Source organism: Bdellovibrio sp. HCB288, from assembly GCF_047305935.1.
GTDB lineage: Bacteria > Bdellovibrionota > Bdellovibrionia > Bdellovibrionales > Bdellovibrionaceae > Bdellovibrio.
The window spans coordinates 1,332,023-1,346,034 of sequence record NZ_CP178619.1 but is presented as its reverse complement, the minus strand read 5'-3'; the positions used below and the strand labels follow the sequence as shown (position 1 = coordinate 1,346,034).

Annotated in this window: 14 protein-coding genes; 4 read left to right on the top strand and 10 right to left on the bottom strand. The window is 42.9% G+C overall.

Annotation, left to right across the window (positions count from 1 at the left end):
- Positions 1-91: 91 nt before the first annotated feature.
- From ACLVWR_RS06480 to dnaA, 10 genes are all read right to left on the bottom strand, one after another.
- Complete coding sequence (locus ACLVWR_RS06480; protein ID WP_340598193.1) at positions 92-415, bottom strand: ATP synthase F0 subunit C; 324 nt, start codon at positions 413-415, stop codon at positions 92-94.
- A gap of 37 nt (positions 416-452) precedes the next feature.
- Positions 453-1,160, bottom strand: a complete 708-nt coding sequence (gene atpB, locus ACLVWR_RS06475) for a F0F1 ATP synthase subunit A (RefSeq protein ID WP_340598192.1) — start codon at positions 1,158-1,160, stop codon at positions 453-455.
- On the bottom strand, positions 1,132-1,506 hold the full coding sequence (locus ACLVWR_RS06470; RefSeq protein WP_413583039.1) for a hypothetical protein: 375 nt from the start codon (positions 1,504-1,506) through the stop codon (positions 1,132-1,134). Before ACLVWR_RS06470 ends, atpB begins: the two co-directional genes overlap by 29 nt.
- Positions 1,503-1,733 (bottom strand): AtpZ/AtpI family protein, encoded by a 231-nt coding sequence (locus tag ACLVWR_RS06465; RefSeq protein ID WP_340598190.1) that lies wholly within the window; start codon positions 1,731-1,733, stop codon positions 1,503-1,505. Before ACLVWR_RS06465 ends, ACLVWR_RS06470 begins: the two co-directional genes overlap by 4 nt.
- The gene (locus ACLVWR_RS06460; RefSeq protein WP_340598189.1) at positions 1,733-2,530 is read right to left on the bottom strand and encodes a tetratricopeptide repeat protein; all 798 of its coding nucleotides are present in this window, start codon (positions 2,528-2,530) and stop codon (positions 1,733-1,735) included. The genes ACLVWR_RS06465 and ACLVWR_RS06460 overlap by 1 nt, the downstream gene beginning before the upstream one ends.
- Before the next feature lies 1 nt (position 2,531).
- A complete protein-coding gene (gene gyrA, locus ACLVWR_RS06455; RefSeq protein ID WP_413583038.1) occupies positions 2,532-5,018 on the bottom strand; it encodes a DNA gyrase subunit A in 2,487 nt (828 codons plus the stop codon).
- A 24-nt stretch (positions 5,019-5,042) separates the two neighbouring features.
- Positions 5,043-7,472: a DNA topoisomerase (ATP-hydrolyzing) subunit B gene (gene gyrB / locus ACLVWR_RS06450; protein WP_413583037.1), complete on the bottom strand. Its 2,430-nt coding sequence runs from the start codon at positions 7,470-7,472 to the stop codon at positions 5,043-5,045.
- Positions 7,473-7,560: 88 nt separating this feature from the next.
- Positions 7,561-8,685, bottom strand: coding sequence for a DNA replication/repair protein RecF (gene recF, locus ACLVWR_RS06445; RefSeq protein WP_413583036.1), 1,125 nt, complete (start codon positions 8,683-8,685; stop codon positions 7,561-7,563).
- Positions 8,685-9,791 (bottom strand): DNA polymerase III subunit beta, encoded by a 1,107-nt coding sequence (gene dnaN / locus ACLVWR_RS06440; protein WP_413583035.1) that lies wholly within the window; start codon positions 9,789-9,791, stop codon positions 8,685-8,687. The genes recF and dnaN overlap by 1 nt, the downstream gene beginning before the upstream one ends.
- A gap of 235 nt (positions 9,792-10,026) precedes the next feature.
- Positions 10,027-11,403 (bottom strand): chromosomal replication initiator protein DnaA, encoded by a 1,377-nt coding sequence (gene dnaA, locus ACLVWR_RS06435; RefSeq protein WP_413583034.1) that lies wholly within the window; start codon positions 11,401-11,403, stop codon positions 10,027-10,029.
- Positions 11,404-11,659: 256 nt separating this feature from the next.
- Here dnaA and rpmH point away from each other — a divergent pair, with 256 nt between their 5' ends.
- The 4 genes from rpmH to yidC are packed head-to-tail and all read left to right on the top strand — an operon-like array spanning position 11,660 to position 14,011.
- Positions 11,660-11,809: a 50S ribosomal protein L34 gene (gene rpmH / locus ACLVWR_RS06430; protein WP_413559203.1), complete on the top strand. Its 150-nt coding sequence runs from the start codon at positions 11,660-11,662 to the stop codon at positions 11,807-11,809.
- Positions 11,799-12,158 carry a ribonuclease P protein component gene (gene rnpA / locus ACLVWR_RS06425; protein WP_413576401.1) on the top strand — a complete coding sequence of 120 codons (360 nt, stop codon included), beginning with the start codon at positions 11,799-11,801 and terminating at the stop codon, positions 12,156-12,158. The genes rpmH and rnpA overlap by 11 nt, the downstream gene beginning before the upstream one ends.
- Positions 12,100-12,396: a membrane protein insertion efficiency factor YidD gene (gene yidD, locus ACLVWR_RS06420; RefSeq protein WP_413583033.1), complete on the top strand. Its 297-nt coding sequence runs from the start codon at positions 12,100-12,102 to the stop codon at positions 12,394-12,396. Before rnpA ends, yidD begins: the two co-directional genes overlap by 59 nt.
- Entirely contained in the window at positions 12,341-14,011 is a 1,671-nt protein-coding gene (gene yidC, locus ACLVWR_RS06415) for a membrane protein insertase YidC (RefSeq protein ID WP_413583032.1), read from the top strand. Before yidD ends, yidC begins: the two co-directional genes overlap by 56 nt.
- The last annotated feature ends 1 nt before the right edge of the window (position 14,012 follow it).

The following is a 14,012-nucleotide window of genomic DNA, read 5'->3' as shown; positions in this document are numbered from 1 at the left end:
AAGGGCTTAAAATAAAAAAAGGCCGGGATGAACCCAGCCTTTTTACAATCATTTCTGATTCTCTCATTTCTGCAGCTTAGGCTGCGGGAAATTAAGAAAGTTTCAAAGCGATGATCAACGCGTAGATAACTAGAGACTCGATAAGAGCTAGACCCAAGATCATTGGGATCAAAAGCTTACCAGAAGCCGCTGGGTTACGAGCGATACCATCAAGTGCTGTAGCAGCAGTTTTACCTTGAGCCATAGCGCCACCGAATACCGCGATAGCGATAGTCAATGCAGCAGCGATAGCCATCAAACCTTTGTCACCGAAACCAGTTGTAGAAGCAACTGGAGCAGCAGCAACAGCTGCCTCTTGTGCAAATGCAGATACGGAAGCCAAAGTAGCAACTAGTGCAACGATCATTTTTTTCATGTGTTTCTCCTTTAGAGAACGGTTAAATATTTGCCTTTTAGTGGTCGTGTGCAATCGCGAATGCTACGTAAACCATTGAAAGCAAAGTAAATACAAAAGCCTGAACAAAGCATACGAACAATCCCATGATATAGAATGGAATTGGTACACCGATTGGTACTAGATCCAAGAATACAGATAGTACCGTATGGTCACCCATCATTACGTTAGCAAGACGAAGACCCAATGAGAATGGACGAACCAGGTGGGATACGATTTCGATTACGAACATCAATGGAGCCAGGAAGATAACCGGGCCCATGAAGTGTTTTAGGTAAGCGATAGGTCCGTTTTCTTTCACACCTTGGAAGTTATAGAACAAGAACATCAAGATACCGAAACCGAAAGTCGTATTGATGTTTTCAGTCGCCGGAGTCATGCCCGGAATCATACCGATCAAATTGTTGAATACGATGAAGAAGAATACAGAAGTGAAGAACGGAACGTAGTGTTTGCCATGTTCACCGATAACCATGTCAGCCAATCCCGACATCATTTCAGTAAGCATTTCAAAGATTCCGCGAACAGAAAATTTATCCGCAGGAAGAACAGCCGTTTCACCTTTACCCAAAGATGCACGAGCCATCAAACCAACACCGATAGTTGCTACTGTTGCTACTGCTAAAGTTGCAACATGATAATATTCAAGGCCTACACCTGGAATAAGTTGTGTCCAGTTAAACGGGTGGTGTGCTCCTGCCGCCATCTTCTTTTTCCTCTCTCAAAGCTTCACTGATCGCATAATAGATTGCTGAAACAATAAAGCTAGCAACACCCATGGCAAACGCAATTGATGAAAACCAATCGAGTTTGGTCAGAGTGAAGATAATAATGCCTAAAATCGCGTACTTAAATACAATGAGGGAGACTCCTAGGGCAACCAATTTCTTTTGGAAGATCAGCCCGTACCCCAATCCCATCAAGGCAAAGCTCATTAGGATAGTTAGGGAGCCCCAAAGGTATGAATCCGCATGATTAGGTGCGGCAAAAAACAGCGTGGCTAGGTAGCCAAGGACCGTTATAAGGAGCTGACAAATTAAAACTCTAATCATTTACCTGGGTTCTTTTTCGCGTTTTCTTTTTCTTCCAGGGCTTCCATGCGCTTTAATAGCCAAATAACCCGAACCAGCCAACCAACCAAGGCGGCTAAGCTTAAACCAACGAACGCCATTCCCTTGGTTTGATATTTGGTATCCAGAAGTTCGCCCAAGTAAAAACATCCGATAATCAACCCGACAAGTTCGAAGCCAATGGATGCAAATATTATATACTTTCTCATTACTTCCTAAAGCCTTTCGCACCCGGGGCATTTTTCATGCGCTCTTGAAGGCGCTTAATACGAAGCTCAATATACTCAGGCGGGCTGTATTTACCACGATAGTCTTCAAGAACCTTGATCGCTTCTTTGAAATTATCATTTTCCTCATAACAGACGGCCAGAACCAAACCCACGTTTTCCTGAACGGATCTTTGAGGGTATTTGTCGATCATGCCCTTAAATATATCGATGGCCTTTATAAACTCTTTCTTAGCGACAAGGATATTTCCTTTCAGCATTAAAGCCTGAAAGCGAATATTGTCGTCAGATTTTAGGCGCAACAAAGAATCGATCTCGGATTCCGCCTGAAAGAAGTTGTTCATATAGTAATTCGCACGCGCGATGCTCATCTGATATTGAGCCGCCTCCAGATCCGTGTGGGGCATCTGTTGAAGCTTACTGAATTCAACAACCGATGCCTGATAGTTCTGCAGGTTATTAAAATAGATGTCGGCGATTTGCTTTTGTGATTGAACGCGTTCTTTCTCGTCTTTGGAATTTAAAACGATAAAGCGGTGATATTTAATCGTTCGCTCGTAGTCTTTCATTTCAAAAAATGAAACCCGGGCCGCTTCGCGAGCTGCTTCCATCGGATACTCAGAATTACTGTTTCGTAGAATCACGCGATCGAAGTACTCCAGGGCAACTTTATAGTTACCCTGGCTTACGTTTTTTTCGGCTATTTTATAATCGCCGCGCTCCTGGGAGGAGCAGGCGGTGAGGAGTAATAGTAAAACAACCAGAACTCCTCTGATCATGTTAGTGAGTCACGCCTTCAGGTGCAGAAGGAGCAGCCGCCTCGTCAGAGTGGTCGTCTTCAACCACCGCCAAGCCAGTTACTGTTTCGTCTTTTTCGTCGATGTTAATCAAACGAACACCTTGGGTGTTACGGCCAAGAACAGAGATGTCCGTCATTTTCATACGGATAACTTGTCCATTGTCTGTAGAAAGGATCAATTCATGTTTCTCAGAAACTTTTTTAGTACCAACAACGTTACCAACCTTGTCAGTTGTTTTCTGAGTGATGATGCCTACGCCACCGCGAGATTGAACACGGTATTCGCCCACTTCTGAACGTTTACCGTAGCCTTTTGAAGTTACCATCAAGATCGTGTCTGAAGTGTTCTTTTCAAGAACTTCCATCGCGACAACAACGTCGTCTTTTGCAAGAGTAATAGCTTTCACACCGCGAGCTGTACGGCCCATTCCGCGCACGTCGTTTTCATTGAAACGAATCGACATGCCTTCTTTGGTGGCGATGAAGATATCCGACTGACCGTCAGAAATCTTAACGGCAATAATGCCATCATCAAGATCTGTCGTAAGAGCGATAACACCCGCAGTTCTTGGATTCGCGAAAGAATCCAAAGAAGTTTTTTTGATGATACCTTTTTCAGTCAACATCACTGCAAATTTGTTTTCGTTGAACTCGTCAACCGGCAAGATCGCACGAACGCTTTCACCAGAAGACAGCTGAACTACATTGGCCAAAGACTTCCCTTTGGAAGTTCTGCTACCCAGTGGAAGTTTATGGACTTTCACCCAATACACTTTGCCTTTGTCAGTGAAGACAAGAAGCATGGTTTTTGTCGATGCAGAGAATAGATCTGTAACGTAGTCTTCCTCTTTCGTCTCCATGCCTTTCAAACCTTTACCGCCACGTTTTTGCACGCGGTATTCAGCTGTCGGCATACGCTTGATAAGACCTGTGTTTGTAACTGTCACAACCATGTCTTCGTCAGCGATCAAATCTTCGTCTTCGATATCGTCCAGGCTGCCTTGCAATTGAGTGCGGCGAGGATCTGCGTAACGCTTTTTCATGTCTTCAAGTTCACCAACGATGATCTTGTAGATTTCACGAACGTCAGCCAAAACGAATTTCAACCAGTCGATAGTTTTTTGAAGTTCCGCTAGTTCTTCGATGATTTTATCACGCTCTAAACCTGTCAAACGTTGCAAACGCATTTCCAGGATCGCAACTGCTTGGCGCTCAGAGAATTCGAATTTAGTCATCAAGGCTTCACGAGCCGCATGTGCTTCTTTAGAAGCGCGGATGGTTTTGATAACTTCTTCGATGTGATCGAGCGCTTTTTTCAAACCTTCCAAGATGTGGGCGCGCTCTTGGGCTTTCTTAAGTTCGAAGATACAACGTTTCGTTACAACGTCACGACGGTGATCTACGAATGCCTCAAGCATGCCTTTCAAATCGAAAGTAACTGGTTGGTTTTTCGCATCAAGTGCAAGCATGATGATACCAACAGAAACTTGCATTTGAGTGAATTTGTACAGGCGATTCAAAATAACGCCCGCGTTTTCACCACGCTTCAAGTTGATTACAATGCGCATACCTTCGCGAGAAGATTCGTCGCGGATATCAGAGATACCTTCGATTTGTTTATCGCGAACCAGATCGGCGATGCTTTCGATAAGCTTCGCTTTATTAACTTGGTATGGGATCTCCGTGATGATGATGTCTTCACGGTCTTTGTTCGGAGTGATTTCCGCAACGGCTTTTAGTGAAATGATACCGCGGCCTTTTTTATAAGCCTGCAAGATACCTTCACGGCCTGCGATTACACCTGCAGAAGGGAAGTCTGGTCCCTTGATGTGCACCATCAGGTCTTCAAGTTGGCAGGTTGGGTTATTGATCAAATGGATTGTACCATCAATCACTTCACCCAAGTTGTGTGGCGGAATATTCGTCGCCATACCAACTGCGATACCAGAAGAACCATTCACCAATAGATTTGGGAATTTCGCAGGAAGTACCAATGGAATTTGCAAAGAGTCATCGTAGTTCGGACCGAAGGCTACTGTTTCTTTTTCAAGATCATTCAGTAGTTCTTCCGCCATAGGAGTCATACGGATCTCTGTGTAACGCATAGCTGCTGCGCTATCGCCGTCGATGGAACCAAAGTTACCCTGGCCATCTTCAAGCGGGTAGCGAAGAGAGAAGTCTTGCGCCATACGAACCATAGTTTCATAAACGGCAGAGTCACCATGCGGATGGTATTTACCAATTACGTCACCTACCACACGGGCAGATTTTAGGTAGGGTCTGTTGTGACGATTGTTCATCTCGCTTTGAGCGAAAAGAACACGACGATGTACAGGTTTCAAACCGTCGCGAACATCTGGAAGGGCACGACCAACGATAACGGACATCGAGTATTGAAGGTATGCTCCTCGCATTTCCTTACTGATATCGACTACCGTGACGCCTTTTTCTTGATTATTGTTTTCCATATTCATTCACCAATCATTCTAAAATTAAACGTCAAGGCTACGAGCCAGTAGAGCATTTTCGTGGATAAAGTTACGACGAGGCTCAACCATTTCACCCATCAAGATCGAGAATGTTTCATCAGCCGCAACTGCGTCTTCGATTGAAACTCTCAAAAGAGTTCTGTTTTCCTTGTTCAGTGTAGTTTCCCACAACTGCTCCGGATTCATCTCTCCCAATCCTTTGTATCGCTGGATGTAGATTCCTTTTTTCGTAGATTCCATAACGTGTTCATAGAACTCATTGTAGCTTTCGAATTGAACTTCGTTTTCGCCTTCAATGATTGTTAGTGGCAACGTGCTGATGCCTTGGATTTGCGCCCAGATCTTACGAAGCTCGATCATTTCTGAAGAACGCAAGCTGTCCAGGCTGAACTTAGTTGTCATGCGATCTGCATAGCGAACCGTGTAGATGTCAGCGTATGGTTTCCCAGTCGCTTCATCATTTTTTACTTCTGCTTTAAATTCAGTGATTCCAAGTTTTGGATCCGCATTTACCCAAGCTGTCATATCAGCAAGAACAGAATTCATTTTGCCTTCATCACCCAAAGTTTTTTCAAGATCAGCAACTTTGCTTAGCATGAAATACAAAACGTCTTTGTCGTATTTTTTAGAAGATACTTTAATCAAGCTGTTCAATCTTTGAATGTTCAAGATCAACTGACGAAGCTCTGCTTCAGGCAAGTTTTCTTTACCTTTGATTTTGAAGTTGTTCAGACCAGAGCTCAAAAGATACTCAGTCAAAGCCGCTTCATTTTTCAGGTAAGTTTCTTCTTTACCTTTTTTCGCACGGTACAATGGTGGTTGAGCGATGTAGATATAACCGCGCTCAAGAACCAAAGGCATTTGGCGATAGAAGAATGTCAAAAGCAAAGTCATGATATGCGATCCATCGACGTCGGCATCGGTCATGATGATGATTTTGTGATAACGGATTTTATCAACGTTCACGTTATCTTTACCGATACCAGTTCCAAGTGCCGAAATGATAACTTTGATCTCTTCAGAAGAAATAATTTTATCAAAACGTGCTTTTTCTACGTTTAGGATTTTACCTTTCAAAGGCAAAATCGCTTGCGTACGACGATCACGACCTTGCTTCGCGGAGCCTCCCGCGGAGTCCCCTTCCACCAGGTATAGTTCGCAAAGTGCTGGATCACGTTCTTGGCAGTCCGCCATTTTTCCTGGCAATGAGCCGCCATCCAAAGCTGTCTTACGACGAGTCAGATCACGTGCCTTACGAGCTGCCTCACGAGCACGAGCTGATTCCACGCACTTCATGATTACGTTTTTTGAAACTGAAGGGTTGCGATCCATCCAGTCAGCCAATTTTTCATTCACCAAAGACTCAACAATACCTTTTACTTCGGCATTACCAAGTTTAGTTTTTGTTTGGCCTTCGAATTGTGGTTCACGAACTTTTACAGAGATAACTGCTGCCAAACCTTCACGGATGTCTTCACCCTCAAGGTTTGTTTTCAAATCTTTCAAAAGATTTTTCTCAGTCGCGTAGGCGTTCGTTGTACGAGTTAATGCCGCACGGAAACCAACAAGGTGAGTACCACCTTCGTGAGTATTGATGTTGTTGCAATATGTGAAAATGGATTCTGAGTAAGAATCATTCCACTGCATTGCAATTTCAACGTCGACGTTATCTCTTTCACCTTTGAAGTACACAACTTCGTTGTGCAGAGATTTTTTAGATTGATTCATGTATTTAACGAACTCAGCAACACCTTCCGCGTATTGGAAGTCTTGTTTCTTACCTGTACGTTCGTCAGACAAAGAAATATGAAGACCTGCATTTAGGAATGCAAGTTCACGGAAACGATTTGCAAGAGTTGCGAAATCGTATGTGATAGTTTCATCTTTGAAAATTTCACGATCTGGTTTGAAGGTAACTTTTGTTCCAGTTTTTGTGGAAGCTTCGCCTTTTTCAACCGGAGCAAGGATTTTTCCTTGAGCGTAGTTTTGTCTCCAGAAGAAACCATCACGTTGAACTTCAACATTCACACGAGTGGAAAGTGCATTCACAACGGAAGCACCAACTCCGTGTAGACCACCGGAAACTTTATAACCACCACCGTCGAATTTACCACCGGCGTGAAGTACGGTCATAACAACTTCTAGAGCTGATTTGCCAGTTTGTTTTTGAGTTGCAACAGGAATACCACGACCGTCATCTTCGACAGTGATGGATTCATCTGCATTGATTGAAACTTTGATAGTTTTGCAATATCCAGCAAGATGTTCGTCTACCGAGTTATCCACAATCTCATACACAAGATGATGATAACCTTTGAACTGAGTATCACCGATATACATACCGGGACGTTTACGAACTGCTTCGAGACCTTCAAGAACTTGAATCGAATCGGCCGAATAGGCCGCTGGTTGCTGTTGTTCTTCTGTAGACACTGGAACCCCTCATTGCTTTGCATATCCCTCGACGCTGTCGAGCGGATCGCGTTCATACATTCATCGCAAGTTTAAAAACTCGAAATGGCTAATCAAGAATTTGGCCATCCTTGATGCGCACAACGGATAACTGATCGAGGCTGAAAGAGTCGGGCAATGTGAAGTCTGTCGTCGTAACAAAAATTTGTGTGTTGATCTCGTGTAAGAACGTAATCAGCGCATCTCTTTTGGTTTTATCGAGCTCAGATAAGACATCGTCTAACATCAGCACAGGATAGGTTCCGTGAGCCTTCCTATGATACACAATTTGGGCCATTTTGAAAGAAAGAATGATGGCTCTTTGCTGCCCTTGGCTACAGAAAAATCTTGAGTCTTTTTGACCATATAGGAACACAATGTCGTGCTTATGCGGCCCCACCAAACTGGTTCCAGATGAGAGCTCCGCATCATGTAATTCGCCAAGTCGCTTTTCGAGTGCCATTTGCACTTGTTCACGAGTGAAACTCACAGCATTTTCATCGGAAACCAGGTATTCCACCGAGATATCCACAGCGGAGTTTCCAGAAATGTACTGCATGGCATTATTAAAATCTTTGGAAAGACCGGCTAATGCAGCGATGCGGGCATGGGTCAAATCCGTCGCTAAACGCACAAATTGCGGGTTTAAAGACTCCAATAGGTCCTGGGTAATGGTTCGGGACGCCTCACCCTCCACAAAGTTCTTTAGAATCTTATTACGCGTTTTGAGTGCTTTTCGGTATTCCGCGATCAAATCAGTATTTTTTCGGTCAAAGGTAATCAGTAGTTCATCAACCAATCCACGGCGATGATCTGCACCTTCTTTGATCGCTGCTAAACTTTCGGGACTAAACACAACACTAGCAAAAATTTTGCGAACATCCGCTGATGTCACACGTTTTTCATTCAACGTTAAAACTTTGCGACTTTTCGTAAGACCTAATTTTAATTTGTAGTGAAGATCGTTTTGAGTAATCAACGCTTGAATAAGCGATTCTTGATTAGCCGAATTGATCATGGTGGAGTTATCTGAGTAGCGGAAGGAGTCGCCTTGAGAAATCATGTACATGGCTTCAAGGAGATTTGTTTTCCCCTGGCCATTGTCTCCGACGAAAACATTCACGCGAGGGGAAAACTTCAACACTACGTCCCGGTAGTTGCGAAAATTAACAAGACGTAGTCGTTCGAAGATCATTAGATTCTCATAGGCATAACTACGCAAGTGTAAGAAGCGTCGTTATGTGGTCTCATCAAACCTGGTGACAAGTGATCGTTCAATTCGAAATCAATCTTGTCATGAGTCATGCTGGTTAGAATGTCAGTGATGTACTTTGCATTGAAACCAATTTTGATTTCTCCGCCAGCATATTCAACTTCGATTTCTTCTTTTGCATCACCCAACTCTGGATTGTTCGAAGAAATTTCCATACGGCCGTTAGAAAGATTCAACAACACCGCTTTGGATTTTTGATTCGCCAAAAGAGAAACGCGTTTTAGTGAAGTCAGGAAAGCTTCCTTGTTGATCATCACTTTTTGCGTCAGCTTCTGTGGAATAAACTGTTGATAATTCGGGTACTTTCCTTCGATCAAACGAATCATCAGAATTGTTGATGAATGTTTAAGTACGAATTGGGAGCCTTCCACAGCTATTTCCACATTACCATCGATACCTTCAAGAATCTTTTTGATTTCATGAAGACCTTTACGAGGAATGATCACACCTTGAGTTGCAGAAACTTTCACATCTGTGGAGGTTTTGCTAACCAGGCTCATACGATGACCATCAGTCGCAACCATTTTGAAACCGGCAGATGGATTCAGTTCAAAGAATACGCCGTTTAGATGGTAGCGAGTTTCATCATTCGATACGGAGTAAATTGTTTTATCGATCATCTCTTTCAAAACTTGTGCATCGATTTTGATGAAAGCTTGAGAGTTGTATGTTGGGAAGATCGGATACTCTTCCGCAGAGATACCCACAATCTTGGATGTGTATTTCCCTTGTTTGATTTCCAACCAGTTGTTTTCTTTTTTGATAAGGGTGATTGGACCTTCAGAAAGTTCTTTTGCAATTTCGAAAAGACTTTTTGCTGATACTGCCACTTTACCTGGTTGATGAACTTGCGCTTTGATTTGATCAGTAAGGCTTACTTCCAAATCTGTTGCGAATACTTTCAGTAAGTTTTGATCAGCTTCAAGAAGTACGTTGATGAGAATTGGCATTGTATTGCGCTTCTCAACGATATTTTGAGTTTTACCGATAAGGCTTAATAGATCTCTTTTATCAATTTCGATCTTCATAACAAATCCCTCTTAAAACACCCTTCTTATTATCTATTACTATTAATATAAATAACTAGTAGTAGTAGTAGGGGCGTGGAAAACCTAACAAATCCTCTAAGTACGTGTAAACACTAAAAAACAGTTGTGGATAAAGCCTCTGTACAAGTCGGGCTGAATTTTGCGAATTTTGGGGGTAACTCAGATCCACATTTCTTCCCCCAGATTCTTCCACAACTCTATCCACAGTCCACATTCACACACCTGTGATATTGTGGATCCTAGTCTCTAAATCCTCGATATCTTTTGCGATATCTTGATCCGTAGCCTGTAGACTCTTCACTCGATCCAGCGCGTTCATCACGGTTGTGTGATCTTTTCCGCCGAAAGCTTTACCGATATCCACCAATGACTTGTCCAAAAATTTCTTAATTAAGTACATGGCAATTTGACGTGGAACGACAATTGGCTTGGCGCGCGTAGAGGATTTTAGATCCAAAACACGTACCTTAAAGTGATCCGCAGTCAGTTTCATAATCTCCTCAACAGAGATTGTAGATTGCGTTTCGTGATGGGAAAGAATGCGCTTCACAAGCTCACCATCAATCGGCAATCCTTGAAGCTCAGAGAACATCTTAACTTTCTTAAGATTGCCCTCTAGCTCTCTGATAGAGCGCTTGGATATGCGTGCAATGTGGTGAACCACGTCTTCTGGCAGACGCATATTATATTTTTCAGCTTTATATCTAAGGATTGCGATACGAGTTTCTAAATCCGGCATCGTAATATCAGCAATCAATCCGCGTTCAAGACGGGTGCGGCTGCGATCTTCCAGCCCGTGGATATCCTTCGGCATGCGATCACTCGCCAGGATAACCTGCTTACGCGAATCAATAAAACTGTTCACGGTGTGGAAGAACTCTTCTTGAACCGCTTCACCACGCGCAATGAACTGAACGTCGTCGACCAAAAGAATATCTGAATTCTCGCGGTACTTCTGACGGAACTTATCCATTTCATGGCGACGAATAGCTGAAATACACTCATTCATAAAGCGTTCAGCTGATAGGTATGTAATTCTAAGATGCTGAAATTGCTCGCGAATGTGGTTTCCAGCAGCATGTAAAAGATGGGTTTTACCCATCCCAACCGGTCCATATATATAGAGAGGGTTGTAATCGTCAGCCCCTGGGTTGCGAGCTACGTTGAAACAAGCAGCATGGGCGAACTCTGAATTTTTACCCACGACAAAGGTCGAAAAGGTTAAATCCACATTTAATGAATCACTGGACCTAGGTTGAGTAGTCTGAATAGCCTGAGCACGTGACAACTGAGCCTGAAGAACTTCAGAACCTTGACTAGTCGGAGCCTCTTCAAATGTAGTAGTAGTTTCAATGTGGGTATTTACTTTGGCCCCAGTAACATTAAACTCGACTTCAAAAGGACGCTTGTAAGTATCTGAAATCTCAGTATAAATCTTATCCTGCAGGTTCTCGATCACGAAATACTGGTGGAGGGCGTTGGGTACTCCGAGTATCAATTTGGGACGCTCAAAGGAGCCCCCAGTACTGATATACTCAATAGGGTCTAGCCACGTATCTAATAACTTATTGTTATCATTACGACTTTTCATTTTTGTCTTAATCAATGTCCAAAAAGAAGCGTTTAACTCCATAGACCATCCCCTCGAAATGCAGAGTAGCCTTAACAAGGGGAGCTGAAGTTTTCAACAGTTGACCTTGATGCCGCGTTGTGATTAATTAGTGCCCCACGTATCTAGTTGATTACAGCTTTGTGGAATCATATATGTAGTCGCCGATTAAAAGTTGGCGTAATTGACGTCTTTTAGCGTCGTAAATATCTCAGTAGAGAGTAGTTCAGGAGAACACATGAAACGTACATACCAACCATCAAACAAACGTCGCAAAACATCTCACGGTTTCCGTGCAAGAATGGCTACTAAAGCTGGTCAAGAAGTACTTAACCGTCGTCGTGCTAAAGGTAGAAAACGTTTGACGGTTTCTACAGGTGGAAAATAGTTCTCCGCTAGGTATTAAGCGCAGCTCTGAGTTTCTCTCTCTCAAACAATCTGGCAAAAGAAACTGGCCTACGAAGTGGTTGCTTCTGAATTATCAGAAGAACTCCGTTGGTCAGTTGCGTTTTGGTGTAACTGCAAGCCGAAAAGTCGGTCCTGCGGTTGTACGAAACAAGCTTAAACGTTGGAGCAGAGAATACTTCCGGGCATTGCTTAAAACGGATAACTCCATTGAAGCCGACATCAATATTATCTTTAAACCCATGGACACCAACTTCTATAAAGGCCTCCCACATGAGGAATTTGTTAAAGCTATGGACCGCGGGATTGGGAATCTTCGAAAAAATCTTTAAAGCGTCGCTTTGGTTTTTCGTTGCTGCCTACAGATCTATCGGAACTACTCATTTAGGTGGTTCTTGTCGTTTCGAACCGAGTTGCTCTGCCTACGCTCTAGAAGCTATTCACAAACACAAATCGCATAAAGCTTTTTGGTTAATCACAAAACGAATTTGTAAATGTCGACCGGGTGGCCTTTATGGTTATGATCCGGTCCCAGATTCAGGAGAATCGCTCCATGACACCGCAAAATGACAAGAATCCTGGCTTTTTCGATCCTAAAACACTTATTGCTGTCGGCGCAGTCGCAGTTATTTATTTCGGATGGCAGACATATTTAGGTAAGAAATATCCTGAATATAATAAGCCAAAAACAGTTCAAACTCAGACAGCAGAAAATACAGCGACTACATCTGAAAATGTCGCAGCTCCTGCAGCCACTGTAGAGGCTAAATCTGAAACTGTTGCACCTCCTACTCAAGAACAGTCTTTCACATTCACTAACGACAAAGTTTCCTTTCAAATTTCCAATCACGGTATGGGATTGAAGAATTTCACTGTGAATAACTATGAGGATAAACAGGGAAACAAAATCAAACTTGGTGCCGGAGTAAATGATGGGTTGTATGCTCTTCGTTTCTTGGGTCACGATAAGCCGGTTGTTTTCAATATGTCTGAAAAAGCACCAGGCTCTTACGTTGGTGTGGCACAAGTTGGTGACATGACAATTACACGTGAGATGAATTTTGATCCCGCAAAATCATCCTTCACAAATACAGTTTCTTTCAACAAACCAACTGAAGATGTTAAAAAAGGCTTCTCTTTGTTGATTCCAGAAACTATCCACGTGTCTAAATCAACTTCCTGGTTGTTTCCTTCTTATGAGCATCAGGATTTCTTTGTTAGTCATGAAGGTGACAAACACGACACTGTAAACTTCAGCAACTCCAAAGAAAACGTTGTTAAAGATTTCCCAAATACAGAGATGATTTCCGTAAGCTCTCAGTATTTTGCAGCAGCCGTACTTGATAAGTCAGAAATTATTCCAGAAGTAAAACTGACGTCAAACGTGGAAAAACAAACAGCTATGGCTGAGCTTACGTACAAGCCGGTTCAACTAAAAGACGAAATGAAGTTTTCGCAAATTTTCTATGCGGGTCCTAAATCCATCGATTTGTTGAAAGCAGCTGATCCAGAATTGGCCCATATCATTGATTTCGGTTTCTTTGGTTTCATCGCTCGTCCTTTGTTGTACGTGATGAAAGCCTGCCATGCTTTGGCTGGTAACTGGGGTATTGCAATCATCCTTCTTACTTTGTTGGTTCGTTTCGTGGTTCTTCCATTCAATATCATGTCTGCGAAATCCATGAAGGCGATGCAAAAGGTTCAACCGATCATCCAGGGTCTTCGTGAAAAGTACAAAGACGATGCGATGAGACTGAACACCGAGATGATGGCAGTGATGAAGCAACACGGTGCAAATCCAATGTCTGGATGTTTGCCAATGATTCTTCAGATCCCGATTTTCTTCGCTCTATACCGCGTAATTGGTTCTTCAATTGAGCTTTACAACTCTCCGTTCATCCTTTGGATCAACGATTTGAGTGCTCATGATAAGTTCTATGTACTTCCGGTATCGATGGCGATCTTTATGTACATCCAACAAAAGATCACGCCATCCACAATGGATCCTACTCAAGCAAAAATTATGGCGTTTATGCCTCTGGTTTTCTCAGTGTTCATGTTGCAGCTGCCAAGCGGTCTGACTCTTTATATGGTTGTCAGTACGTTGTTCGGTATCATCCAACAGTATTTGATCATGAGAGATCCAACTGCAAAACCGGTCGTTAAGACGGTTAAAGCGAAATAGT

Excerpts from the sequence above, each read along its gene's own strand:
- ACLVWR_RS06460 (WP_340598189.1), bottom strand. The coding sequence starts at position 2,530 with ATGATCAGAGGAGTTCTGGTTGTTTTACTATTACTCCTCACCGCCTGC.
- recF (WP_413583036.1), bottom strand. The coding sequence starts at position 8,685 with ATGATCTTCGAACGACTACGTCTTGTTAATTTTCGCAACTACCGGGAC.
- yidC (WP_413583032.1), top strand. The coding sequence starts at position 12,341 with ATGGTTATGATCCGGTCCCAGATTCAGGAGAATCGCTCCATGACACCG.
- gyrA (WP_413583038.1), bottom strand. The coding sequence starts at position 5,018 with ATGGAAAACAATAATCAAGAAAAAGGCGTCACGGTAGTCGATATCAGT.
- rpmH (WP_413559203.1), top strand. The coding sequence starts at position 11,660 with ATGAAACGTACATACCAACCATCAAACAAACGTCGCAAAACATCTCAC.
- yidD (WP_413583033.1), top strand. The coding sequence starts at position 12,100 with ATGAGGAATTTGTTAAAGCTATGGACCGCGGGATTGGGAATCTTCGAA.
- atpB (WP_340598192.1), bottom strand. The coding sequence starts at position 1,160 with ATGGCGGCAGGAGCACACCACCCGTTTAACTGGACACAACTTATTCCA.
- ACLVWR_RS06480 (WP_340598193.1), bottom strand. The coding sequence starts at position 415 with ATGAAAAAAATGATCGTTGCACTAGTTGCTACTTTGGCTTCCGTATCT.
- ACLVWR_RS06465 (WP_340598190.1), bottom strand. The coding sequence starts at position 1,733 with ATGAGAAAGTATATAATATTTGCATCCATTGGCTTCGAACTTGTCGGG.
- ACLVWR_RS06470 (WP_413583039.1), bottom strand. The coding sequence starts at position 1,506 with ATGATTAGAGTTTTAATTTGTCAGCTCCTTATAACGGTCCTTGGCTAC.
- dnaA (WP_413583034.1), bottom strand. The coding sequence starts at position 11,403 with ATGAAAAGTCGTAATGATAACAATAAGTTATTAGATACGTGGCTAGAC.
- dnaN (WP_413583035.1), bottom strand. The coding sequence starts at position 9,791 with ATGAAGATCGAAATTGATAAAAGAGATCTATTAAGCCTTATCGGTAAA.